Here is a 25,380-nt window from a genome sequence, read left to right on the forward strand (position 1 = left end):
ATACTATATTTTAAAAGCCTTGTAAATATGCAATAATTCTACTATTTTTTTGCTTGACATAAATCTAACTTTTTCATATACTATACAAGTACCTGTTACACAACAGAATACATGGAGAGGTGTCCGAGCGGCTGAAGGAGCATGATTGGAAATCATGTGTGCGGTTATCCCGTACCCAGGGTTCAAATCCCTGTCTCTCCGCCATAGTAAAAGCAGTGCTTTCGCACTGCTTTTTTATTTGCATATAAAGAAAAAGCTATTCGAATTATACTCGAATAGCTTTTTGTATATCACACTATATTAGTTGTGAATTTTCTTTGCAATATCACCGATAATTTCAGGTGTTGTTCTACAACAGCCACCAATGATTTCAGCTCCAGCTTTTCGCCATACCTCAACGTAGTCTACAAATGATGCAGCATCGCCATACCAAGTTTTAGTTTTACTATCATAGCTTTCACCAAGATTAGGATATACAGCAATCGGTTTATCTGTAACAGTACGAATATCTTTTATCAATGATTCTACATATTCCGGTCTGGTACAATTAATGCCAATCCCTGTAATAGGATGTACCTTATCAATCATTTGTGCACATTTAATAATGGTTTCGCCACTAGAAACATGGTGCCCATCTTTACAGGAAAAAGCAATCCATGCAGGAATACCTTTGGATGTAAACGGATCAGACATAGCTCTCGCAATAGCGATCGCTTCAGCATAAGACGGTATGGTTTCAAAGGATAATATATCTGGATTTTCTTCACAGAATAACGCTAATCGAGGAATATGGAATACCTCTAGATATTCTGTTTGTACATCAGGATACCCACGGTATTCAGAACCATCCGCCAAGAAAGCGCCATAAGGACCTACAGAGGCTGCCACCAACGGTTTAGGTAAAGCACCTTCAGAAAAATATTTAACCCCCTCAGGAGTCTCTTCACCGAGCTTAATACCACGCAATGTAAGCGCCCCATTCGCCTTTGCTTCTAAAAACTCATTACGAGCTTGCACGGCTAAATAAACAGATAGTTTAACGAGCTCTATCGCTTCTTCCGTGCCATAACCTAAACCTTTAAATCCTGCTACTGTCGCTTGATAGCCAGAGCTTTGAATGATATCGGCACCCGCAGCTAAATAAGAAATATGTATTTTCTTAATGATATCTGGCTGATCCATGAGAACCTTAGCAGACCACAACTTATGTTGAATATCACAGCCATAACGCTCTAATTCGGTCCCTAAAGCTCCATCTAAGACGAGGGCGCCCTTTTCCTTAATAATATCTAAAAATGCACTTCGTTTAGCCATCATACCACCCATTCTATACATACCTCTTATAACACGAGGCTTACCTAGCATATTATATCAAATAATACATTCTGGTACTATCTACAAACTATCTTAATACCTCTGCTGGAGGCTCCTTACCAAACCATTTCTTATAAATTTCTGCATATTTACCGTTTGCTTTGATCTTAGCCAAACCATCATTGATTTTGTTAAGCAATTCTGTATTGCCTTTTTTCACAGCAATACCTAGTGGTGCCGCATCATAGTCCTCTCCAGTAACCTTTGCGATACCTTTGCCCTTACCATTAACATAATATTCGTTTACTGGTGTATCATTGATAACTACATCGACGCCTTTATTTTGCAATTCTAAGAACGCATCGACAATTATATTAAACTGATGTACATCGGCATTGGGAATCTTGCTAGCAATCTCTGCACCAGTAGAGCCGATGGATACACCAATGCGTTTACCTTCTAGATCCTTAAAGCTATTAATATTGGTGTTATCTATGTTCACAACGAGACCATTACCTGCAATATAGTACGGTTTACTAAAATCAACGGATTTTGCTCGTTCTTCAGAAATAGTCATATCCGAAATAGCGATGTCGATGGTATTACTTTGTAATGCTGGTAAAAGCGCATCAAAGTTTAGATTTTGAATATCTGCTTCTATACCCTCTTCATTTGCAATCGCATTGATAATATCAATATCAAATCCAGCTAATTTACCACTATCTTTGTCTTTAAAACCAAATGGTGCATAGGTCGCATCAGTACCTACGCGCCATGCCTTCTGACTATTCCCCTCCTGACCACAGCCTGCGATTAATAAACTACTAGCAATGGTGAAAGCCCCTAATAGAGCTGCTATTTTCTTAAATTTCATATTATTATCCTTACTTCTCTCTGTTCTATCTAGAAACAGAGTTCTTCTTAATCAACTAATATATCTATACTTACACTTATGAGCATAATAAAAATAATACCTCTAAAGGTATTATAGTTTTATGATAACATTCGATATAGTACGGGTCAATAAATCCAACTATACCAATAGGTATTGAATTGATATAGTTTTTAGCTATATCGAAAATAACATTCCTAAGTATATAAAAAGACCGCCTTTACCAAGCATAGATGAAACTTGATAAAGGCGGTCATCTCCAAAATGGAGGATTCCTGGTTATTTATAGAATAAATAAGCTATTCAATTCATTTAGGATATATAGTATGTAATTTATTTAGCATGTTTAGCTTTTATATACATAGCTACCTTGTACAAGAACGTACAGAGTAATAAATACATTACGATACTGAGATATGTCGCTTCAGGTGTTTCTACCCAAGCTTGAGCAAATACATCAACACCTGCAATACGAAGCACTGCACTAAACAAGGAGCCAATAGCACCACCAGCTACGAGACCAGAGGCAATTGTACTACCTTTGGAGAAGCGAAGATCTGCCAATTCTTTGTCTTTTGTACTATTTTGTACAAGATACGCAATCAAACCTCCGATAAGTAATGGTGTATTAATTTCCATTGGCAAGTATGTGCCCAAGGCAAATGCCAACGGTGGAACTCTTACCATCCACAAGATAATTGCAAATAATGCACCAGCCATGTATAGAGGCCATTGAGCACTACCACCAGTCATCATTGGCTCAATGATGGCAGCCATAGCGTTCGCTTGAGGTGCATTTAATGCGTGATCTCCTACAAATCCATAAGCATCGTTCAAAAGAATCATAACACCTACAGAAAGTACGGCACAAAGAATAGTACCAACGATTTGCCATTGTTCCATTTTCTTAGGTGTAGCACCTGTCATATGTGCCACCTTAAGCTCAGACATGAAGTTACCAGCCATCCCAATAGTAGTACCAATAAAGGATGCCATCATGAGGACTGCTATCATACCGACCTTACCAGTCATACCTGCTGCGGTTAAGCATACAGCGGAGATAATAATCATAAAGATTGTCATACCTGAAACCGGTTCTGTACCTGTATAAGCGATGGAGCTAATCCCCACTACAGACAATAGGAAGGACATAATAAGAACGATTAAGAACGCTACAATTGTTTGTCCGAAGCTTTCAGCATACATAAAATGGAAATATGCTGCAAATAAAACTGTACATAACAAGATACCAGCACCAATCCAAGATGTAGGTACGTCACGTTGTGTACGAAGCAAATTAACATCTACAGTTTTAGAACTAAAGATGTCAAGCACTGCATTTTTAACAACATTTGCTACCACTTTAGACATTGTAATTAGACCGATGATGCCTGCCATAGCGAGCATGCCGATACCAATATGACGAACATAATCAAGGAATACCTTGCGAATTGGGGCCTCCCCTAATGGAACTGCATGGCCGCCAATTTGCATGATATGTTCAGGCGCTAAATAGTACACAATCGGAATACATACAAACCAAGAGAAGAAAGAACCGGCTGCAATAATAGCCGCATAGCGAAGGCCCGTGAAATAACCAAGGCCAAGCAATGCTGCATCAGTATCTACCGCTGCAGTTAGCTTAGTTTGATCTGCAAGAGCTGCCCCCCACTTAAAGGTAGCAGTGCGAATAACCTCTTGCCACCACCCCAAACTATTAAGAATAAAGTCATACACGAGAGCAATTAAACCAGAGCCAAGCATAAGTTTTGCTTTGCTACCTTCATTACTCATCAATACTTCCGCTGCAGCACGACCACTTGGGAACGGATACACATAGTGCATTTCCTCAACGAAATAGCGACGGAACATAACGCATAATAAAACACCTAAAACGCCGCCAAGAATGATAGGAATCGCCATTTGTACAAAGGATACATCTGTTACATTCCAGATGTAAAGGGCTGGCAAAAAGAACATAGCCCCTGCTAATGTGTTCGTACTAGAACTAGCGATAGCTTGAATGTGTACCGTTTCGGCAAAAGCATTTTGTCGCTTTAAAATAACTGCTGTACCCATAGCAAGTACAGATACTGGTGCAAAAGCATCTACTGTTTGACCGATTTTCAAACATAAATAGCCAACAGCCAGTGTGAAAACTGCCGCATAGAACAAGCCCCAGAAGACTACATATGAGTTAATCTCTACGTAATCTTTCTTAGGATCTAACACCGGTTCTATGGGTGGAATGGAACGAACCTCGTCCGACATAGTAAAACCTCCTCACAGAAAAAGTACAAACGTATAACTATTCACCTTTATACTAACACGGTACTACACATGGTTCAATGGTTTTCTATGCACTATGCGAATAAAACAATACACCCCCTATAAATAATTATTTTGCATTTTTGGCGTCCCTGTTCTACAATGAAAGTATATTAAGAATCTCTATTATGTAACGGTATCGTATACTGCCCTGTATAACACGTATGTTTACTTACGAGGAGGCTCATTATGGAATCAATGGTCGAACGTTTTGTACGCTATACGAGCATAAATACACGGTCTAATGAGGAAAGTACAACCATTCCTAGTACTCAAACTCAAGTAGACTTTGCTACGAATGTGCTCGTCCCAGATTTAAAAGCAATAGGATTAGATGAGGTTATTTATAATCGTGAAAATGGTTTTGTCATCGGCACATTAAATGCTAACACTGATGAGAAAACTCCTTCCATCGGCTTCATTGCCCATATGGATACAGCTGATTATAACGCAGAAAATATTAAGCCTCGTATCGTAGAAAACTATGATGGTAGTGATATTTGCCTTAACGAAGAACATCAAATCTTCACCCGTCGTACAGATTTTCCTAACCTAAAAAATTACATTGGCAAGTCCTTAGTTGTAACCGATGGTCTAACACTTCTTGGTGGTGATGACAAGGCTGGCATCTGTGAAATCATGGAAGCCCTCGCCTATCTCGTATCTCACCCAGAAATCAAACATGGTAAAATCATGTGTGCTTTCGGTCCAGATGAAGAAATCGGTACTGGTGCTGACCACTTCGATGTTAAACAATTTCCTGTAGACTATGCTTACACTATCGATGGTGAAAGCCTAGGCCAACTCGAATATGAAACCTTTAATGCAGCTGGCGGTACCGTTACCCTGAAAGGTGTTTCTGTTCACACAGGTACTGCCAAAGGCATTATGATCAACTGTGCTAAACTAGCTATGCAATTTGACGCTTTATTACCAGGAGCAGCTGTTCCTGAGCACACATGTGGTCGCCAAGGTTTCTTTATGCTCATGAGCATGGAAACACAAGTAGATACCGGCAAAATGAACTATATTATCCGCGACCATAATAAGGAATTGTTCGAAGCAAAAAAAGCATTCTTCTTACAAGCAGGTCAAACATTGAATGAAATATATGGGCGTGAAGTATGTGAGGTCTCTGTAAAAGACCAATACTATAACATGTACGATATCATCAAAGACAATATGGAATGCGTAAACGTAGCCAAAGCAGCAATGAAAAAAGCTGGAATTACACCTATTTGTGATCCTATTCGCGGTGGCACAGATGGATCCAAAATCTCCTTCATGGGCATTCCTACACCAAATATTTTTACAGGCGTAGAAAATCTACATGGTCGTCATGAATTCGCATGTATCGATGATATGAAAAAAGCTGTTGAAGTTATCGTTAATATTGTAAATATTGAAAAATAATAATATTAGCAAAGCAGTACTAGATAACCAAAAAGGACTATACGAGCCTAGGCTCGTATAGTCCTTTTATTTTACATTTTACGCAAGCTTACCATTATGTTTGCGATTCCTAATTTCTTCTTCTTCAGCGCGAGCTTTCAACGAGAGGTCTCTCTCAGTCCCCACATAACGGCCATATAATAAATAATAGGCAACCAGCGCAAGGAGCGCAACAACAACAGTTACATGGAACATACTAGCATAACCTACAACCTCTTTAACGGCACCTAAAATATAGGGGCCAAAGCCAAGCCCCATATCCAAGGCAATGAAGTATGTAGATGTGGCAACACCAATACGATGAACAGGTACTATCTTAACAGTAACAGCTTGTCCGTTGGACATAAATGTACCATATCCAAGGCCAACAAACACAGCCGATAAAAGCACAAGCCATGTGGAGTGAGCGATGGATAATAAGAAAATACCAAGTGCTAAGGATACAAAACAAGGATAAAGAACGAAGTTTTCCCCTTTCATATCGAAAACAATGCCAAGCAATGGCCTTGTTATAGTAATAACGACGGCATATACAACAAAGAAGAAAGTGCCCGCCATAATAAGATCTAGATCTTTTGTGTAAGCCGCCATAAAGCCAATAACGCCAGAGTAGGCAAAGCCGACTAAAATGGAAACAAGACTGATTGAATTCATCCGTGGTTCAATATAGTCCGAAATTCTAATGCCCTTATGTCCTTCAGATTCGATACCAAGTTTAGGTTCATTAAATTTCATGATTACAGAGCCAATACCGCAAAGGATGATAAGTACAACACAGAATGCAATGATAAAATCATAACCAAGACTATGAAGCATCAATATACCTAAGAATGGTCCTACTGCAGCGGCAAGAGAAGTAGATAAGCCATAATAGTTAATCCCTTCCCCTCGACGTGACGTAGGAATAATAGCAGCTATGATAGTACTTGTAGCAGTAGATGTAATACCATAAGCAAAACCATTTAAGAAGCGAACACTATCAAGCATTAGTAAATTAGGTGTGTAGAAATACATAGCTGTTGAAATCAAGTAAATCAATAACCCTAAATAGAGCATCTTACGACATCCTAGGATACTGATAAACCGCCCTGCCAACAAACGGGCTACAACGGTGCCAATAATATATATACCAACAGCAAGTCCCGCTTGACTAGCCGTAGCATGAAGATTATCTTTTGCTACAACCGCAATAATAACGATTAATAAATAATAAATCAAAAATACTAAGAAATTAATCAAAGTATCAAGGACAAAGGATTTTGTCCACAAGGCCTCCTTAGCCTTATCCATATTATCAACTCCATTTTTTAAATTATTGTCAACCAGTTTGCGACAACGATTAATTATAAACCTCTCATTATAAAAAACAAGAATTAATATATTATATATCTTATCAATTTTATTTATAACAAACTACATATTCACAATAAACAAGCATTAATCTCCATTTTAATATCTCATATATTTTTACGATATAAAAACACCTTCAATAGCGACAGATGAGACCAAAAGACTCAAAGCCAACTATTAAAGGTGCTACTTTAAATATTTATTTTGTTTTTAGACCACAAGCTTTGAAGAAATTCTTGTACGCTTCAGCCTTTTTCGGTAGACTCAACGGATAGGCACGTGATGTAGATGGCAAACGTGTCAATGTCAATTCCCGACCATTAAATACAAAAGGAATTGTTTCACCAGTTTTAGGTAATTTAACCTTTTCTGGTAAAAGGCTCAATAAAATCTCCGTAGCCTTGCCGCCTGTTGTACCAATATGCTTACAGTCAGGGATTTGCTCCAGTACGTCCGCAAGTGGAACTGGTTCAACGACCTTAAGAAATGCATCAGATGCATTCCCTTTTTCGCGAATAGCTTTCAAAACAGTAGGACAAGATGCAATTCCAGCTTCAGACAAAAAGGCTTTGATCTTCTCAGGATCCATCGCTTTTTCCTCACCATTTCTAAAATGATCTTTTTCATCAAAGAATACGAGGCCAAATACACGCCACATATCATTTTGGAAATTTGGATAATGGAATTCCATAGCACGTTTTGATTGTTCTGGAGGAAATGTGCCCATCATCATGACTGTCGCCTTCTTTGGTAAGAATGGAGGGAATGGTCTTGTTTCAATTGTTTCTGCCATATAGCATCAACTCCTTTCACATTCTAATATGAACTTAATTTTCAATACAATATATGAGATATATCACACATTATAATCCAATTAGCTCCTAGGTGAAAGCAACTAAAGAACTCATTAAAATATATCAATAGACTTACATTATCTATTATTATTGGCCAATTGGTTGAGAAACTAAGGTATTAATATGATCGAAACCAACTGGTGTCGGAGATACGAGATACAAGCAAATTACAGCAGCCACGGCAAAACCGATTGCTAAATAAGAGAAACTGCCATTACGAGGAAATTCATACATACCAAAGAGGCGTATCCCTATAGCAGCACCAATAGCTGTAATCAAAGACGGTATAGAAAAAATGTTATAAAAACCGAATACTACCATAAGGCCTGCATAGCCACCTACTACAGTAACCATAGGCAACATGCGATCCATTGGATTTGGAATAGATCGCGTAAGTGCAGCTGGATAATATGAAGCCTCTATGCCAAACATGCCTAAGAATATATTAAAACCAGCCCAAATGCTATCCCATATGTTTCTAAAAGCATCTCTATGCTTGCCGGCATACCATGCAAAGTCTGTAATGATTAAAATGGCTAAGCCTACACAGACAAAGTAGAATTCACTAGGAATTTTAGGACCTATATAAGCACCTACAGCTGTTACAACAGCACTCAAAATCGATGCTACTATTACGCGCTGTAAACGAGGTCGTTTATTTTCAGGAATGCGTTTATACACAGTAGCCAATAACTCTAAAACAAAGCAAGCCATAAAAACAGCAATGCCTGCAGCAGGAACAAAGAACGCGCTTACCAAACTCAAAATGAAGGGAATGCACAAGCGCCATTTAGGGAATAAGACAAGATCTTTATAATCTAAACGAATATCTTGTGTTTCCATAGTGAAGTTGTTGTACACCACAAAGAGCAACATAAAGGCGATTACGTCAACCGCAGTTGCACCCCAAATCAATAAAGTTGGTACTACAACCATAGATAAGGCTACCCCAGAAAGGCGAGATAAACCAGCAGCCACTAAGCCCAGTAATAAAAACGGTGTTAAAGCAGATATAATTTCGAGCATAATATTCCTCCCATCATTGTATAAATTTAAGTATATAGTATCTACCACACTACATCAAGGAGAGATATATTTTTTCATAGCTAGACGCTTTCGCACAGCAGAGGTAGAGCAACCCATCGCCTGTGCAATCTTTGCAACTCCATAACCTTGAGCACGGAGTTTTTTAATCTTATTTTCGTCTAGATCAAGAGTATTTGCCCTTATTTCTATACCTTGCTCTCGCAAATACATTGCCACTGTAGAACCACGTATCCCATAAGCCAGTCCAATGTCATCTGTACTCATGTGATGATGAATATATAAATAAGCCATCTCCTCTACACGCATAGGCTTTCGAACTTTAGGAAGTAAGCAATTTCCCATATGCCGCAATACATGGTGAACTTTCCATCGCGATATACCATACATACGAGCAATGGCATCTGTACTATTTCCACTTTTATAAGCCCTACATATACGTACTACATCTATAGAGACGTTTTTATTTGATTGCTGACAAGCCAATCCATATTCTTTCAAGCGATTCGCTATCGTCGTAATAGACACATCATAACGCTTTGCTAATGAATGGAGCGACCACTTACCGGTCTCATACAAAGCTTGTACATGGACCATATTGATTTCTTTCTTCAGAGGCCTCCGTTCGATATCGTACGCTTTCATACGGCGCATGATGGTATCAACACTACATTGAAAATAATCCGCCACATCGCGAACGCTCCATTGTTTCTCTATATATAATTGCTGCAACAGCTGTTTTGGTATAACACGCACATTTCGATACATAATTTTGCCCTTCCTTATAAACGAACTCCTTCCCCTATTATTGTGAAAGTTTCACTAAGAAAAAACAATAAAAAAGAGGTTCCTAATAGTCACATAGGTGACCAATAGGAACCTCTTTCAATATGTAATTATATGCCCCACATTATGATATGTGACAGTATGGTTGCTATACCACATCAGTGCACAATCCATTATTATTTATGTTCCAATAAAACCATAATTAGTTTATACACTTATAAATAGATTACTTCATTAACGGTATCTACGTTCAAGAGCTTTAGGTTTACTTAAAATGATGGACCATTTCATGCCCTCTTTTAAAGCATGATTAGATTTACGACCGCGAGTTGAAGTCGCAGCTAGAGCAGTAGGCGCAGTTGTAATGCCTACATTTTCAATAAGAACTTGCCCCTCTTTAGCTGCTTTATCTCGTTTAAACTCAGCTAGTCTTTCACTTAAGGTCGGCCCCGTAACAGCTTCTCTATCTAAGCGAGTCTTACTGGTAGTATAACTCGGATTGCTACTGGAACTTTTCATTGATAAGGCTTCAATATCTCGTTGAGCTGCTGCAGCCTCTTCATTGAAATGTATGTCCTCCATAGTTTTCGATGGTGCTTCTGGTTGCTGATTTACAATCGGTTTATCTTCATAAGAGTCCCGATAAAAGTCATCAACCTTAGACAAATCATCCATAGACGGTTCATCTACCTTGCGTTCTATGGAGATGCCATATTCGCGCTCCATATCTTCCCAAGTTCCGCCACCAGAGCTTTCATACTCATCATACTCTTCAGACTCTTCAGTATTCTTATTTTTTATAATGGAAAAAGCAATGTACGCTATGATACCTAAAACAAAGATTGGATTATGCGAAAAGATGGATAGCACTGAAGACAAAATAGAGTCCATAGCTACTCCTATTCACCATCTGCTAAGTTTTCACGCATTTTAGTGTCTGCAATAATATTGTTCATATTGTAGTAATCCATAACGCCAAGATTACCATTTCTGAAAGCTTCTGCCAATGCTTTAGGGACTTCAGCTTGTGCTTCCACAACCTTAGCTTGCATGTCTTGTGTTTTAGCACGCATTTCTTGTTCTGTAGCAACAGCCATTGCACGACGTTCTTCCGCACGAGCTTGAGCGATTTTCTTATCCGCTTCCGCTTGGTCAGTTTGCAATTGAGCGCCAATGTTACGTCCCACGTCTACGTCAGCGATATCGATGGACAAGATTTCGAATGCAGTACCCGCATCAAGGCCTTTACCCAATACAGTACGGGAAATGTGATCTGGATTTTCCAATACATCTGTATGTTCTTCAGAGGAACCTACAGTCGTTACGATACCTTCACCTACACGGGCAATAATTGTGGCTTCACCAGCACCCCCAACGAGGCGATCGATATTCGCACGTACAGTAACACGAGCACGAACTTTCAATTCAATACCATTTTTTGCTACCGCAGAAATAATTGGAGTTTCAATCACTTTAGGATTAACGGACATTTGAACCGCTTCCAATACATCACGACCGGCGAGGTCGATAGCTGCGGAACGTTCAAAGGTCAACGGAATAGATGCCCGTTCAGCGGCAATCAAAGCATCTACAACGCGGTCAACGTCACCACCTGCGAGGTAATGAGCTTCCAACTGATTTACATTCACATCAAGACCTGCTTTATTAGCTTTAATCAAAGGCATTACGATTTGAGATGGATTTACACGACGTAAGCGCATGCCTACAAGTGTAAAGATACCAACGTTAACGCCCGCTGCTAGAGCAGATACCCAAAGTCCTAATGGCACAACATATAAGAATACCATAATACCAATCAGCAAAATGGGAATCAAAATTAAAATACCTACATCCATAATAACCTCCATTATTTACAACGATGTTGTGAAAGCTTAATCACGCTTTCTAACAATATTGCGGCCACCTACAACGCGAAGCACCACAATAGGTGAACCGGCATCGATGAAGTCACCTTCGGTTACAACATCTACCAAATTACCATTAATTTTAGCAATACCTGCAGGGCGCAGTGTTGTATGAGCTACGCCTTCCTTGCCAGCCAAATCTTCTAATACATCATTAGATACATAACCAGCTTTTGTCGTAGATCGTTGCCCTAAGGTAAACAATTTGCCTATCCAAGTCTTTTCAAAGTGATTAAAGAACACGATGATAATGACAATTAACAAGGCTGTTAATCCTAGCACGGCATACAATGCTACTGTGCCTTCCCCAAGAGCTACATAAACGCCCCACAGGAATGCGCAATAACCGATAAGACCTAAAATACCGCCTGGTACTACGAGTTCTACCGCCATCAAGGCAACGCCGATAGCCATCCATATCAAAAACTCCATAGGGCCTCCTCTCTTAAATTAATTTTATACAACTGATATGTTCATTATACAATATTGAGGATAAATTATAAAGACACTAAATAAAAACGACTACTTGCGCAGGTACAACCTGATTCAGTAGTCGTTTATTATACTGAGTACAAATCAATTTACTTTATGATCTCAAGGTTATATTCCAAGATTTTAAAGAGCCATGATATTATACTTCTGTTTTTTTCAATTGGTCATTGCCAACGCCTGTTTTTTGAAGGATTAACAAGCTAATGCTCATAGCCATACCTACTACAGTGGCAAGACCCATCCCTTTTAATACAACAGGACCAACTGCGAGTTCTGCACCGCTAAGACCTACCACAAGGATAACGGATGTAAGAATCATATTAACAGGATTTGTGTAGTCTACTTTACGTTCTACAAGCATACGCAAGCCAGATGCTGCGATGATACCGAACAATAAAATAGATACACCACCCATAACAGGTACCGGAATAGCATGAATAAGAGCTGCTACTTTACCTACAAAGGACACAATCATCGCTAAAACTGCAGCACCACCGATTACCCATACGCTGAAGCAACGAGTAATTGCAAGTACGCCGATGTTTTCACCATACGTCGTATTTGGTGTCGCACCAAAGAAACCAGAAAGAATATTTGCAAGGCCATCACCAAGCAAGGATCTTTGTAGACCAGGCTCTTTCATCAAGTCTCTGGCAACGATGTTACTAGTTACAACCAAGTGACCAACGTGCTCAGCAAATACTACAAATAGTGCTGGCATAATCATGATAATTGCATTGATATCAAATACAGGCATGCCGTAGAACTGAGGCAATGAAAGCCAAGGAGCAGCTTCTACACCAGAGAAGTCAACAACTCCCATCACAGCAGACAATACATAACCAGAGACAACACCAATAAGAACAGGAATAACAGCTAAGAAACCACGGAACACAACAGTTCCAAGCAAGGTAACAACTAAGGAAAACATGGAGATAATAACAGCTTGGCTATGGCTCATGCCTAAATCTTGATTGCCGATAAGGCCAGACATACTCATCGCTACTGGCGCTAATTCTAAGCCGATAATAGCTACGATAGCACCCATAGCAGCTGGTGGGAATAATTTATCAATCCAACGCGTACCAATATAACGAACGAGAATAGATAAAATAACAAAAGATAGACCAAATACAACGAAGGCCCCTTTTGCAGATTCATAACCAAGACCTGCAGATAACACACCTGCTACAGGCGCAATAAAGGCAAAGCTAGAACCAAGATATGCAGGGATCTTGCCCTTACACACAAATAAGTACAATAATGTACCAATACCATTCATAAACAATGCCGTTGCTGGGTCTACTTTTAATAAATACGGTACTAATACAGTAGAGCCAAACATGGCAAATAAATGTTGAAAACTAAGTGGTAACATTCGGCCCCATGATGGGCGTTCTTGAATATCAATATAATCTTTCATCGTTTCTCCTCACACACAATATAACGATGCTAAGTTCATATAGTACAGTCCTTAAATATACTCTATGAATTTACACAAACAGATTCATCTTATGATACATAAGTTAGATATTAACGTTCAAATTTAGTCTGTCTACGAGTCGACTTTTTAGAAGGCTGTGGTTTAAACGGTCCAGGCATATTTGTCTTATTAGTACGCTTTGGAGCGGCAGGCTTGAAACGACTTTGTGTTTCTTCACGCAAAGATGGTAATGGTTCAGCTGTACCAACTGGTTTTACCCCTTCTACATTGCGACGACCTATGCTCGCTAATAAACCGATAGCCATGAAATTCATCAATAATGAAGAGCCGCCATAACTAACAAACGGTAATGGTACCCCTGTTACAGGCATGATACCACATACCATGGCGATGTTAAACAAGGCCTGACCACTGATAAGCAATGTTATTCCCATTGCTAACCATTTCCCGAATTCATCACGAGCCTTATTAGAAATGCGGAACCCAAAATAGGTAAAAGCTGCAATCAGAACGACAACAAACACTGCACCAATGAAGCCCATTTCTTGCGCCCATACAGCAAAAGCAAAGTCCGTATGTGCTTCTGGTAAGTAAAAATACTTTGATGTACCTTGCATAAAGCCTTCGCCTAAAATGCCACCAGAACCTACAGCCAACAAGCCTTGAACGGTTTGATACCCCATATCCTGTGCATGAGGCCAAGGATCAAACCAAGATTGAATACGTTCCCAACGATATGGCGACATACGAGCTGCAATAAAGCCAAGAAATCCAGCTATCGCAAAAGCTCCGCCGAAGAATTTTCCATCAAAACCCGCTAAATAGATGAGCACAAATGAAAAGCCAAAAATCAATACGGTAGTGCCCATATCTGGTTGCAAGATTGTTAACCCTGCAAATATAGTTGGCCATATTAACATCGGCAACATATAACTTATACGTTCACTAAAATAACCTTGTAAATTAATGAGAGGGTTAATATGCCTTGGTTTTCCCCATTTTCGCATAGTACTCAATTTAGCTGCTGTCCATATCAAGGCCGCTAATTTCGCAAATTCTGAAGGTTGAATCGATACAGGACCAATAACAATCCAACGACGCGCACCATTAATGACAGCACCAATCACAAGAACCAAAATCATACCAATTAATGTAACAATCATAATTCTTTGCAACATGTGAGGCTTCTGTAACTGACGGTAATCATAACGATACAAAATAACGCCTACCGCCATAGACAAAAGCAAGAATGTCATGTGCTTTAAAAAGTAGCCTAATAATCCTGTATTTTCATAGATAGAGCTGATATAAGTAGCACTAAAGATATTTACACTACCTATAATTGTAATGAGAAGAATAGGTAAGAGCATACCTTGTAAGTCATTTTTAAAGAGTGAGCCCCACCGACTATCCCCCTTATTCGGTGTTTCCATGTTAAGCCTCCTTTTGTACTTTTGGCTTAATTGCTTCTAAGCGGAAAATAGGTTGACCTTTTTCACTAAATTTTTCTTCATATTCAGTCTTTACATTTGGAAGATCCGTACTATGTAAATCATACGTTACATTTTTAAGCTCCCAACCGCATTCTTTGAATTCTTCGAGAGAAAACATAAACAATCCTTCATTATCCGTCTTGAAGTGGACTTCACCACCATCTTTCAAAAGACGAGCATAACGGTCGAGGAATGTGTGATATGTAAGGCGGCGTTTTGCATGTTTCGCCTTAGGCCAGGGATCACAGAAGTTAATATAGAAACGATCAACTTCACCTGGTGCTACTATCTCTTCAATACCTGCGATATCAAATAAAGATACCTTTGCATTGTTCCGCTCCCCTTCAAAGATTTTTTGTGCTGCATAATAAATAACCCCCAGCTGCACTTCAAAACCTACGAAGTTAGCATTTGGATACGCTTCAGACATCCCCGCAATAAAGCGACCTTTCCCCGTTCCTAGTTCCATATATAATGGGTACTCAGGATGTTCAAATAATTCACACCACTTGCCTTTATACGCTTCTTGGCCAGACAAAATAATATGAGAGTCATATTCGTGGATAGCTTCATCAATCCATGGTTTTCTACGAAGGCGCATACTTTCTCCTTACATCTATTTTTAATAATATATTTATATTTGTTTATATGTATTATTACAGGTCATATACCTATCTTATTAATTATAGAAAAGGGGACATTAAACGTCAATTACATTCTATGTATTTAATACGAATCACTGCGACTATAAAAGCACTTCTTATAAAAAAAGACCTACTTCCGAAGAAATAGGTCTACATTTTATTGGAAAATCATAGCTTCTAAATTTTCAATTTGATATTGACTTAGGCCAAGTTCAGATAAACTCTTCTCAGCTGCAGTGAAAAGATTATTTTTACCAACTCGAGTACCTAATGCTGCCGCAGCGACCAATTCACGGTCCAATTTACCTAGACGTGAACGATTACGATTTTGAGGTTTTGGTTTTTTCATACGGAACGTATTATATTGAACCCCCTCTTTTGCTTCCTCAGCTTTCGGCTTTGTTAAAGGTGCCCCATTAGTGCCATTCCCCAATAAAGCACTAAGTCCTGTTTGCTTTGGTACCAATTTTTCGTACTCATCGCCAAACTCAGGGCGTTCATCACGTAATTGATCAAATGTAGCTAAAGCAGCATTCATTTGTTTCAAGCCAGCAGCAGAGTAAAGTTGACGAATGGCAATACTCACCTCTTGTGGCGTCAACGTGCCTCGCTCAATAGCAGATGCAATTACACTCTTTAATGCACCTTGATCACCAGACGCAGTATAGCGGCCAATTTCAACCAAGTCTTTCTGACGTGCATTAAGCTCTTTTGGCGTATATATATTTATCTCAGATATAGATGGTGCCTGTTTAGAAGGTTGTTCTCCCGCCCCATTAGCCTCAAACATATAGCCACCGGCAACGATGGCCACGGCTAATGTTAAGGTTAATACTCTTTTCAAAGTCTTACAATCTCCCTTATCATTAATACTAATTGTATAATACTGCAATAGTAGCGTACATTATCAATGGATTTATTTTACTGTTCTACTGTAATACATACTGTAGATATTATTATATAATACTTCATCTAATTTTTATAGTCCTATTCGAAAAAAATCTATAATCTTTTAAGAAATTATATATATTTATCTATAAAAATTATATATTTATAAACCACACTTAACAATGCATCAAAATGCACTTCTACTATTTTATCAAAGAGATTAATGGCTATCGTAATAAACTAAGAAAGAGAATTCGAATCATACCAACTATGCATCAATACTGAACCAAACAGTCTATATAATTTACTCATTTGAGCTTTCAAATATAGTTCTATAACCTTCAACTGTAACAGCCACTATTTGTTCAATTTCCTCTGTAGGATCCTCCATGAAAGTAAAACTTTCATCAGCCTCAAAGGAAGCACTCGTTCCACAGGACGAACTAAGATTCCGTGGTACAGGACGTAGTTCTATATTAGTTACCCCTTCTGGGGCTTCACGCTTGAAGCGAATCGCTCCAAAATGAGAGTAAAAAGTGGCAATATATTTCATAGACACTCAATTCTAGCTATCAATAACGAATAAAATAGTAAAATACATTCATACTATATGTTGATCATACCATACATGATCTAAACATTTCCAAGTTAACCATCTGCAGGCTAAGCATTTGAACGTTTTGTATTAAGTACAGCAATAATGAACGCTACCACAAAGCCAACACCTACAGCAATTTCACCATTTAGTGTAGGACCAGCACCAGAGGCAGCTAAGCCGAAATTATGAGCAAATGCTGCGCCAGCCGCAAGGCCAAGCACTGTAACAGCGGAATCAGAATTACCTTCACCAGTCATGATTAATTGACGTAATGGACAACCCCCAAGCAATACGCTACAGAAACCTGCAAGCGCCATACCTAGGAAGTTCCACAATCCATCTGTATGTGCAATTGGTTGGTTTTCAAAGCCAAGATGGAAATTACCAAAGCTAATATTCACAACGAATACACCAATGAGAACCGCTAAATAACCAAAGATAAGAATGGATTTTTTGAACAAGAATAAATCCCGAAAACCACCAACGGTACAAAGGCGACTAAATTGAGATAAGCCACCTACCACAAGGCCTGCTGCCAATGAAATTAACCAAGGTGCATGCATAGCGCCTGGTCCTTTTTGACTAAATAAGATAAATGCCGGAGCAGTTACTACTAACACTAATAGCCCAACTTGGATGGCAGGCATCATAGCAGACTCTAACTTACTCAATGCGTAAGTTCGTTGTAAAGAATAGCCTTTTTTCAAGAATATTGTACCGACCCCAATACCACCAGCAAAACCAGCAATACCGAACAAAGCATTTAAGTCACCGCCACCAAGTCGCAAAATCATACGAATTGGGCAACCGAGGAACATCAAAGCACCAATCATAACAAAGAAACCAAGAATAAATCGAATAATTGGAGAGGAACCACCTTTACTTTGGTGTTCGCCACGAATCATGGACAATACATAGGCCCCTAAAATAAGACCGATAATTTCTGGACGAATGTACTGTACCGGTGCAGCACGATGTAGACCAAGAGCACCTACGGTGTCACGAACAAAGCAAGCAATACAGAAGCCCATGTTACCTGGATTTCCGGCTAATACGAGAAAACCCGCAATAACACCAATTATAAGGCCTGCAATAATTAAATTTCTTTTTTCATGAGACCCACTCATAATAAACTCCTTTCAAACTACAAGAACTAAAACTATATAAGTATGTGCTCCTACCCGATCAAGCACAATACTCATGATATAATAACCATAAATACATCTTGTTATTCATGGAGATTACCTATGAAGTATATCTATTTAGACAATGCTAGTACCACATTTCCAAAGGCACCAACTGTGGCTAGTGCTATGTCAGACTATATAACAAATAGAGGCATCAATATCAATCGTGGCTCCTATGCCCTCGCCTATGATGTAGAGGATATTATCTATACAACACGGCAGCGATTAAACAGCTTATTTAACGGACACGATCCTTCTCATGTCTTTTTTACTCAAAATGTGACGATGAGTTTAAACATGGTTATCAAGGGGCTATTCAAAGCAGGAGACCATGTACTGATTAGCTCTATGGAGCATAATGCTGTCATGAGACCGCTCACTCAACTACTCAATGAAGATATTACCTTTGATACTATCCCTTGTGATACTACAGGTTCTATCAAATTAGACGCTATTGAGTCACTCATTCGTCCAAATACAGTAGCTATAATTATTAATCACGCGTCCAATGTATGTGGAACCATACAACCCGTTAAAGAAATCGGTATAATCTGCAAAGAGCATAATCTACATTTTATTGTAGACGCGGCACAAACGGCTGGTATCATGCCTATCGATGTAAAAGAATCTCAAATAGATGCCCTCTGCTTTACAGGTCACAAAGGCTTATTAGGCCCTCAAGGTATTGGTGGCATGATTTTAACCAAAGAAATGGCTCAAGCCTTAACCCCTCTTATTGCTGGTGGCACAGGTAGTTTCTCACATTTAGAAACAATGCCTACTAATATGCCTGATGCCTTCGAATCAGGCACATTAAACCTACCAGGCATCATAGGTCTCAACGAAGGTCTCGCCTTTATTGAATCGAAGGGTATGGAAAACATTCATAACCACGAGCTCGCATTGACAGAAGCCTTCCTCAAAGGCTTACGACCGATAGATGGCATTAATATCATTGGCAAGCAAAATGTTCAGGACAGAACTGCTGTCGTATCGATTACAATTGATGGAGCTGATGCTGCGAGCGTTGCTTACGAACTAGAATCAACCTATCACATCATGACGCGCGTTGGACTCCACTGTGCACCACGAGCACACCAAACGCTAGGAACCTATCCAGAAGGAACAGTACGCTTCTCCTTTGGCTATGCCAACACACATAAAGATGTGGAATCTGCATTATCTGCTCTACATAAAATCGTTAAAAATACTAAATAATACATAACCATTAAGGCTATATACTTCGGTATATAGCCTTTTATGCTTCTACGCTTCGCATAAACGACCGATAGCATCAGCTCTACAGCGTTTGCAGTGTGTCATTTGCGGCACATAGTGACCAATAAATTGACGCATGTTATCGATTTCTTCTGAAGTTGGGCCTCGGTGATTTTCAAAGACCGTATCGTGAACTGGAATCATAGCAATACAGTTCATCAAATCGACACCCCAAGCTTCTGCTTGTTTAGCGATTGCTGGCACATGGTCCATATTTACATCAGGCACTACTACAGTATTAATCTTAACAATAATATTCTTTTCCTTTAGTTTTCGGATACTTTCAGCCTGACGCTCTAATAAAATACGGGCCCCATCGATTCCTTTGTAAATATTACCCTCATAGCGAACCATGGAATATACATTTTTTGCAATCTCTGGATCAATAGCATTAGCCGTAATCGTTACATGCGTAATTCCTAAGTCAGCAATGTCATTAACATAATCAGGCACTGCCAAACCATTACTAGATAAACAAAGCATGACATGAGAAAAATCCTTTTTCACGAGGCGGAAGGTTTCAAGTGTCTTGTCTGCATCACACATAGGATCCCCAGGACCTGCAATACCTACTACAGAGATATCCTGACGAGCATCAAACACCTTGCGCACAAAGGCAGCTGCCTCTTGTGGCGTATATACATGTTGCGTCACGCCTGGTCTATTTTCATTCGCACAGTCGTACTTACGATTACAATAATTACATTGAATATTACAATTGGGAGCTACTGGTAAATGTAAATGACCCCAATTAGCAGAAGCGGCCTTGTTGTAACAAGGATGATTTTGTAGGAAACTTTGTCCTTGAATTTCTTTCATAGTTAACCTTTCCGACCAAATCTAATGGCATCTTTATGGCATACATGTAAACAGTCACCGCAGTTTGTACAGTTCATTTCATTTGGTCGTGTCCCCATTTCACAAACGCGTAAACACGCATCACAGTTGTCGCACTCATTCGTTTTATAAATTCTAAAAATAGAAATCTTACGAAGCAATTCCATGATGCCACCGAAAGGACATACAAATCGACACCATGCATTAGCAATAATAAGGGAACCAGCAATGATGGAAACTACAGTTATAGTACGAGCCGCCCAATACCATTCGGAGAACTGCATAGATAAAATAACAGCATTAAAATATTCATCGCTCGTCCGAATTGGGATCATAATGCGAGGATTACCAAATTTAAAATATACTACGAGCCCTAAAATTATAGTTGCTACCATGCCGAGTTGAAGGAAACGCATATAGTTTTTACGATTTCTTAGTGGTCCCATAGATATTTTTCCGAGCATTTGGTTCACCCACCCACTTGGACAGAACCAGCTACAGAAAGCACGTCCAAAGAATACGACCATAATCGGTAAGATAATCCACCACGCATAAAAGTACGTCGTGATGCGCCCCCAGCAAGAAATCATAGAGCAACTTTCACAGTTCACAAACGGAACAATATAAGGACAACGGAATACACCAAAGTACACCCATTTCCCCATAATAAAGAGGAAGATAAACTGTACAAACCGACGCCAAAGCGTTAAATTCTTAGGAGCCTTAGTTCCAGATATACCAGAGCTTGTTTGAGCCCCACAGGTTGTAGATGATGGACATTGATTACACATCTTTTACACCAAACCTTTCTATCAAATCGAGACCTCTCGCACTATGAACGGATGTAAATCCGTGATTTTCTAAGATTTGTTGTCCTTCTTGGGAACGTGTAAATTCAATATAATCGGCAGCCAACGCACGATCTTGTACATATTTCATCGTGTTAATAGTGAAAGTCAGCGGTGCAGGCGGCACAAACTGTGCAGGTATGTCGAAATATTCGATACAATCCTTAAACCGGTCATGTGTGGTAAGGCGTTTTTCAATGATGGACACATCGGCCTTGCCTTCTACGAGGTCACACATCATGGAGATCACACAAGCATTTTCAGCTATCATGTTCTTCATAATGCCATCGGTTAATCCTGACAGTTTCATAATCCCCTTTACAGAGGCACTGCCTGGAGGAGATGCACCCAACGGCAACATGACGCGTACACCGGGCTCCGCCATATCTTTAAGATCACGAATACCGGCAGGATTACCTTTAGGTGTGACTATGACGTAGTCTGTAAAACATAGCGGCTCAAAAGCGATACTTATCCCTTTTTTGCGCATATTTTTTGCTAACTCTAATCCGCGAGCTCCAAAGATTTCGGTGCGACTTTTTTCTGCTAACAAAGATTTACCAATAGCCCCTGCAAAAGCACCGGTGTACTGAATATTGTGACCTGTGTGCATCGTGTAGACTTGGTTTAAATCAAGAAATGCTTCTGACAAGCCTCCACAAGTCCATACTTGTAACGAATCAGATTGTGTTGGCTTATAAGCACCTCGTATAAACGACGGCACTGCTGATGCAGCCGCTAAAGCTAAAGCACCACCAATAAACTGGCGACGGGATATATCCTTTTTCAAAAATCCCATGTACTTACCACCTTTCACTGAACTTTACAGCTATATATGTATATTTGTATTATAGTATAAATATTTCTAATCGTATGCATAAGATTGATTAACTAATCTATATAGATTAGTCATATAAAACCTATTATTTATTAAATTATTCAATTTTTAACTTCAAATAACTATATCTATTTTTATGAATATTTATTACAACAAGTAACTACGATAATTAATGAGAATCAAAGGAAATAGATAGGACCTATGCTCTAAACGCATAGGTCCTATCTATTTTTATTCTATACCTTTATACAACAATCTATACAATAAGCTTCAATCCCTAATATAGCCTTCTAACATCTCCAGTTAAATAAATTCAAAGATATACACTTCCATGTGAATCATGGACCAAACGCAAAAAGGCGGCACAACCAAATGGTTGTACCGCCTTGATTCATCAATTATTCAGCAGTGAATGGCAATAAAGCAATTGCACGTGCACGTTTGATAGATGTAGTCAATTTGCGTTGATGTTTTGCGCAAGTACCGGAAATACGACGAGGTAAGATTTTACCGCGTTCAGTCGTAAAACGACGAAGTTTAGCAACATCTTTATAGTCGATTTGATCGATATGGTCTGCACAGAAAACGCATACTTTTCTTCTTGGCTTTCTGCCTCTATCTCTTCTCATTGCGAATCCTCCTTTTCGAATTAGTAGGAGTCCCTGACACTAGAACGGAATGTTTTCGTCATCGCCGCCTGTACTGAAACTATCAAAATTGGACCCACCTTCGAAAGAATTAGTATTCATATCAAGGGATTGGCCCACAAAGTTCGCTACCACTTCAGTAACGTACCGTTTTTGACCGTCCTGAGTCTCGTAAGAACGAGTTTGCAAACGACCTTCTACAAAGCAACGACTGCCTTTACGAAGATTGCCTGCCGCTTCACCAAGTTTACCCCAAGCAACGCAGTTGATGAAAGCAGTTTGTTCTTTCGTCTCATTTGTTGTGGAATCAATATAGGTGTTTGTGGCAGCTACTGTGAAAGTTGCTACAGCACGACCAGTTTTGGTATAGCGTACTTCAGGATCACGAGCTAAATTACCTAGAATTTGTACAGAGTTCATGTTTTCCTCCAGGCTTTAATTATGCTTCGTGTTTAACAATTAGATGTCTTAGGACTTCATCGTTGATTTTCAATACACGATCGATTTCTTTGATTTCAGCAGGAGCTGCCTCAAAGTTAATCAATACATAGAAACCGTCAGTGAATTTCTTCACCGCGTAAGCAAGACGACGCTTGCCCCAACGATCTACCTTTTCTACTGTGCCGCCTACACGAGCAATTAAAGCTTCTACTTTTTCAATAACAGCGTTAGTTGCTTCCTCTTCAGCTGGTTTCACAATAAACATGACTTCGTATTTGTTCATACAAAATCACCTCCTCTTTCGGACTAATGCCCCTATCGACACATAGGGGTAGGAAGTGCTTACCATCAATAAGCCTTACTATTATAACCTAAAAAAATGATGAAAGCAAGGGCTCAGTTTAAGTCCTTGCTTTCACAAATATTATATACGATTATATTTTTCATCCTCAGGAAAGGCAATAATAGCACAGATAATTACAAATATGGCTATTACCCCCATCATAGGATAGGCCGTATCATTTGGTAAGAAGGTAAGTATCAACGATGACACAATACCACTACCATATTGCATGGCGCCTAATAGTGCCGCCCCAGATCCAGCCATTCTACCTGCTCTATCTAAAGCTAATGCATTAGTTACAGCGGCAATGATACCATTCATGGAGAAGAATAGAAAACAGCCAATAACAATTAACCACAATGAATGGTAACCTAAGAACATCAAGCCCATAACAATGGATACACAAATAGCAGCAAATAGTGTGGCATATTTCAATAGTCTATCGAGGCGTATAGCACTAACAATACGACGATTAATAGCACTTAACAACATAACACCAATAATATTGACAGAAAAGAGATAACCAAAATATTCTTTAGGCACTTCATACACATCTATATATACATAAGGCGATCCCGTTAAAAACGCATAAATGGCAATATAAAATGAGCTAACACATAGGGTATATTTCATAAAACCTTTGTTGCGCAATAAAATCCAATAATTATTATAGGTATGACCTATAGACTTTTTACTACGCTTTTCTAAGGGATGTGTCTCAGGAATCACCAATACGGCAACGAGCATTAAAATACCGATAGCAACAAGCAACCAAAATATGGAATGCCATGTATACCATACGAGTAAATGCCCTGCTAACATTGGCCCTGCTATAGGAGCTATGGCCATGACAATGGCTAATGTAGATAACATTTTAGCCGCCTCAGTCCGACCATATAAATCCCGAATCATAGCCCGCGACAGCATCGGTCCTACACAGGCACCAAATGCCTGAAACACACGCCAAGCCAATAACTCCATCATAGAGGAACTCAAGGCACAGCCTACAGAACCAATAATAAATAAAACTATCCCTATAATAAGTGGCTTCTTACGACCAATTTTATCGCTAACGGCGCCCCAAAAAAGCTGAGCTAGCGCAAAGCCAATTAAGAACCCTGTCAACGTAAGCTCCGCATCACCATTGAGGTCACGCCCCATCTCAGGCATAGCTGGCAAATAAATATCCGTTGACAACGATGTAAACGCCATCAAAGCACTTAATATAGACGTAAAAAGCCATCCCTTATTGCTAATCGTCAGCATAAAGACACCACTTTCATATAAAACCACACTATAATATGTATTTATTTAGATTATATCAAAAACAATGTTAATGCTATATAGTTTTGATATACTTTCATCAAAAAAGCATAGTAAAATACTATGCCCAAAGTAGAGTAAAGATAAAAGCCTAACGCAACAGAGTATTCAAAATACTCGCACGCTAGGCAATC

25 protein-coding genes and 1 tRNA gene are annotated in these 25,380 nt (G+C 39.2%); 3 read left to right on the plus strand and 23 right to left on the minus strand.

Annotation, left to right across the window (positions count from 1 at the left end; translation table 11 throughout):
* Positions 1-113 precede the first annotated feature (113 nt).
* Positions 114-204 (plus strand) — tRNA-Ser (locus tag E7A03_RS03820).
* Positions 205-300: 96 nt separating this feature from the next.
* On the opposite strand, the gene mmuM is transcribed toward E7A03_RS03820, so the two are convergent.
* From mmuM to E7A03_RS03835, 3 genes are all read right to left on the minus strand, one after another.
* A complete protein-coding gene (gene mmuM, locus E7A03_RS03825) occupies positions 301-1,314 on the minus strand; it encodes a homocysteine S-methyltransferase (protein WP_316073806.1) in 1,014 nt (337 codons plus the stop codon).
* An 88-nt stretch (positions 1,315-1,402) separates the two neighbouring features.
* Positions 1,403-2,188, minus strand: a complete 786-nt coding sequence (locus E7A03_RS03830) for a basic amino acid ABC transporter substrate-binding protein (protein ID WP_004693747.1) — start codon at positions 2,186-2,188, stop codon at positions 1,403-1,405.
* A gap of 351 nt (positions 2,189-2,539) precedes the next feature.
* On the minus strand, positions 2,540-4,477 hold the full coding sequence (locus E7A03_RS03835) for an OPT family oligopeptide transporter (protein ID WP_004697976.1): 1,938 nt from the start codon (positions 4,475-4,477) through the stop codon (positions 2,540-2,542).
* A gap of 246 nt (positions 4,478-4,723) precedes the next feature.
* Here E7A03_RS03835 and pepT point away from each other — a divergent pair, with 246 nt between their 5' ends.
* Positions 4,724-5,947 carry a peptidase T gene (pepT, locus tag E7A03_RS03840; RefSeq protein ID WP_156697147.1) on the plus strand — a complete coding sequence of 408 codons (1,224 nt, stop codon included), beginning with the start codon at positions 4,724-4,726 and terminating at the stop codon, positions 5,945-5,947.
* 78 nt (positions 5,948-6,025) lie between these two features.
* Here the strand turns inward: pepT and E7A03_RS03845 are convergent, their stop codons facing one another.
* The 13 genes from E7A03_RS03845 to yedE form a co-directional block, all read right to left on the minus strand.
* Entirely contained in the window at positions 6,026-7,312 is a 1,287-nt protein-coding gene (locus E7A03_RS03845; protein ID WP_332057514.1) for an MFS transporter, read from the minus strand.
* A 223-nt stretch (positions 7,313-7,535) separates the two neighbouring features.
* Positions 7,536-8,129 (minus strand): DNA glycosylase, encoded by a 594-nt coding sequence (locus E7A03_RS03850; RefSeq protein ID WP_008602839.1) that lies wholly within the window; start codon positions 8,127-8,129, stop codon positions 7,536-7,538.
* Between the two features lie 148 nt (positions 8,130-8,277).
* Complete coding sequence (locus E7A03_RS03855; protein ID WP_156697146.1) at positions 8,278-9,216, minus strand: hypothetical protein; 939 nt, start codon at positions 9,214-9,216, stop codon at positions 8,278-8,280.
* A gap of 54 nt (positions 9,217-9,270) precedes the next feature.
* Positions 9,271-10,002 (minus strand): sortase, encoded by a 732-nt coding sequence (locus E7A03_RS03860; protein WP_156697145.1) that lies wholly within the window; start codon positions 10,000-10,002, stop codon positions 9,271-9,273.
* Positions 10,003-10,254: 252 nt separating this feature from the next.
* Complete coding sequence (locus E7A03_RS03865) at positions 10,255-10,911, minus strand: hypothetical protein (RefSeq protein WP_156697144.1); 657 nt, start codon at positions 10,909-10,911, stop codon at positions 10,255-10,257.
* 8 nt (positions 10,912-10,919) lie between these two features.
* Positions 10,920-11,876 (minus strand): flotillin-like protein FloA, encoded by a 957-nt coding sequence (floA, locus tag E7A03_RS03870; protein WP_004693762.1) that lies wholly within the window; start codon positions 11,874-11,876, stop codon positions 10,920-10,922.
* A 36-nt stretch (positions 11,877-11,912) separates the two neighbouring features.
* Positions 11,913-12,377, minus strand: a complete 465-nt coding sequence (locus E7A03_RS03875; RefSeq protein WP_012863916.1) for an NfeD family protein — start codon at positions 12,375-12,377, stop codon at positions 11,913-11,915.
* Positions 12,378-12,576: 199 nt separating this feature from the next.
* The gene (gene uraA / locus E7A03_RS03880) at positions 12,577-13,860 is read right to left on the minus strand and encodes a uracil permease (protein WP_156697143.1); all 1,284 of its coding nucleotides are present in this window, start codon (positions 13,858-13,860) and stop codon (positions 12,577-12,579) included.
* A 110-nt stretch (positions 13,861-13,970) separates the two neighbouring features.
* Complete coding sequence (locus tag E7A03_RS03885) at positions 13,971-15,314, minus strand: FtsW/RodA/SpoVE family cell cycle protein (RefSeq protein WP_012863914.1); 1,344 nt, start codon at positions 15,312-15,314, stop codon at positions 13,971-13,973.
* Position 15,315: 1 nt separating this feature from the next.
* Complete coding sequence (trmB, locus tag E7A03_RS03890; protein ID WP_004697974.1) at positions 15,316-15,975, minus strand: tRNA (guanosine(46)-N7)-methyltransferase TrmB; 660 nt, start codon at positions 15,973-15,975, stop codon at positions 15,316-15,318.
* A gap of 200 nt (positions 15,976-16,175) precedes the next feature.
* Positions 16,176-16,862 carry a carboxymuconolactone decarboxylase family protein gene (locus tag E7A03_RS03895; protein ID WP_004697971.1) on the minus strand — a complete coding sequence of 229 codons (687 nt, stop codon included), beginning with the start codon at positions 16,860-16,862 and terminating at the stop codon, positions 16,176-16,178.
* 348 nt (positions 16,863-17,210) lie between these two features.
* On the minus strand, positions 17,211-17,459 hold the full coding sequence (locus E7A03_RS03900) for a DUF3343 domain-containing protein (protein WP_101928944.1): 249 nt from the start codon (positions 17,457-17,459) through the stop codon (positions 17,211-17,213).
* A 110-nt stretch (positions 17,460-17,569) separates the two neighbouring features.
* The gene (gene yedE, locus E7A03_RS03905) at positions 17,570-18,631 is read right to left on the minus strand and encodes a YedE family putative selenium transporter (RefSeq protein WP_101928943.1); all 1,062 of its coding nucleotides are present in this window, start codon (positions 18,629-18,631) and stop codon (positions 17,570-17,572) included.
* A gap of 120 nt (positions 18,632-18,751) precedes the next feature.
* Between yedE and E7A03_RS03910 the strand changes: the two genes are divergently transcribed.
* Positions 18,752-19,909, plus strand: coding sequence for an aminotransferase class V-fold PLP-dependent enzyme (locus tag E7A03_RS03910; RefSeq protein ID WP_101928942.1), 1,158 nt, complete (start codon positions 18,752-18,754; stop codon positions 19,907-19,909).
* Between the two features lie 48 nt (positions 19,910-19,957).
* On the opposite strand, the gene E7A03_RS03915 is transcribed toward E7A03_RS03910, so the two are convergent.
* The 7 genes from E7A03_RS03915 to E7A03_RS03945 form a co-directional block, all read right to left on the minus strand.
* On the minus strand, positions 19,958-20,788 hold the full coding sequence (locus E7A03_RS03915; protein ID WP_316073713.1) for a radical SAM protein: 831 nt from the start codon (positions 20,786-20,788) through the stop codon (positions 19,958-19,960).
* 2 nt (positions 20,789-20,790) lie between these two features.
* Positions 20,791-21,597: a 4Fe-4S binding protein gene (locus E7A03_RS03920; protein WP_101928940.1), complete on the minus strand. Its 807-nt coding sequence runs from the start codon at positions 21,595-21,597 to the stop codon at positions 20,791-20,793.
* Positions 21,590-22,453, minus strand: a complete 864-nt coding sequence (locus E7A03_RS03925) for a substrate-binding domain-containing protein (RefSeq protein ID WP_101928939.1) — start codon at positions 22,451-22,453, stop codon at positions 21,590-21,592. Before E7A03_RS03925 ends, E7A03_RS03920 begins: the two co-directional genes overlap by 8 nt.
* Positions 22,454-22,890: 437 nt before the next feature.
* Positions 22,891-23,121: a 30S ribosomal protein S18 gene (gene rpsR, locus E7A03_RS03930; protein WP_004693795.1), complete on the minus strand. Its 231-nt coding sequence runs from the start codon at positions 23,119-23,121 to the stop codon at positions 22,891-22,893.
* Between the two features lie 39 nt (positions 23,122-23,160).
* Positions 23,161-23,559, minus strand: a complete 399-nt coding sequence (locus E7A03_RS03935; RefSeq protein WP_004693797.1) for a single-stranded DNA-binding protein — start codon at positions 23,557-23,559, stop codon at positions 23,161-23,163.
* A gap of 19 nt (positions 23,560-23,578) precedes the next feature.
* A complete protein-coding gene (rpsF, locus tag E7A03_RS03940; RefSeq protein ID WP_004693799.1) occupies positions 23,579-23,863 on the minus strand; it encodes a 30S ribosomal protein S6 in 285 nt (94 codons plus the stop codon).
* Between the two features lie 141 nt (positions 23,864-24,004).
* The gene (locus E7A03_RS03945; protein ID WP_021147747.1) at positions 24,005-25,189 is read right to left on the minus strand and encodes a multidrug effflux MFS transporter; all 1,185 of its coding nucleotides are present in this window, start codon (positions 25,187-25,189) and stop codon (positions 24,005-24,007) included.
* Positions 25,190-25,380: the final 191 nt, after the last annotated feature.

Source organism: Veillonella parvula (genome assembly GCF_032472435.1).
Taxonomy (GTDB): Bacteria; Bacillota; Negativicutes; order Veillonellales; family Veillonellaceae; genus Veillonella; species Veillonella parvula_N.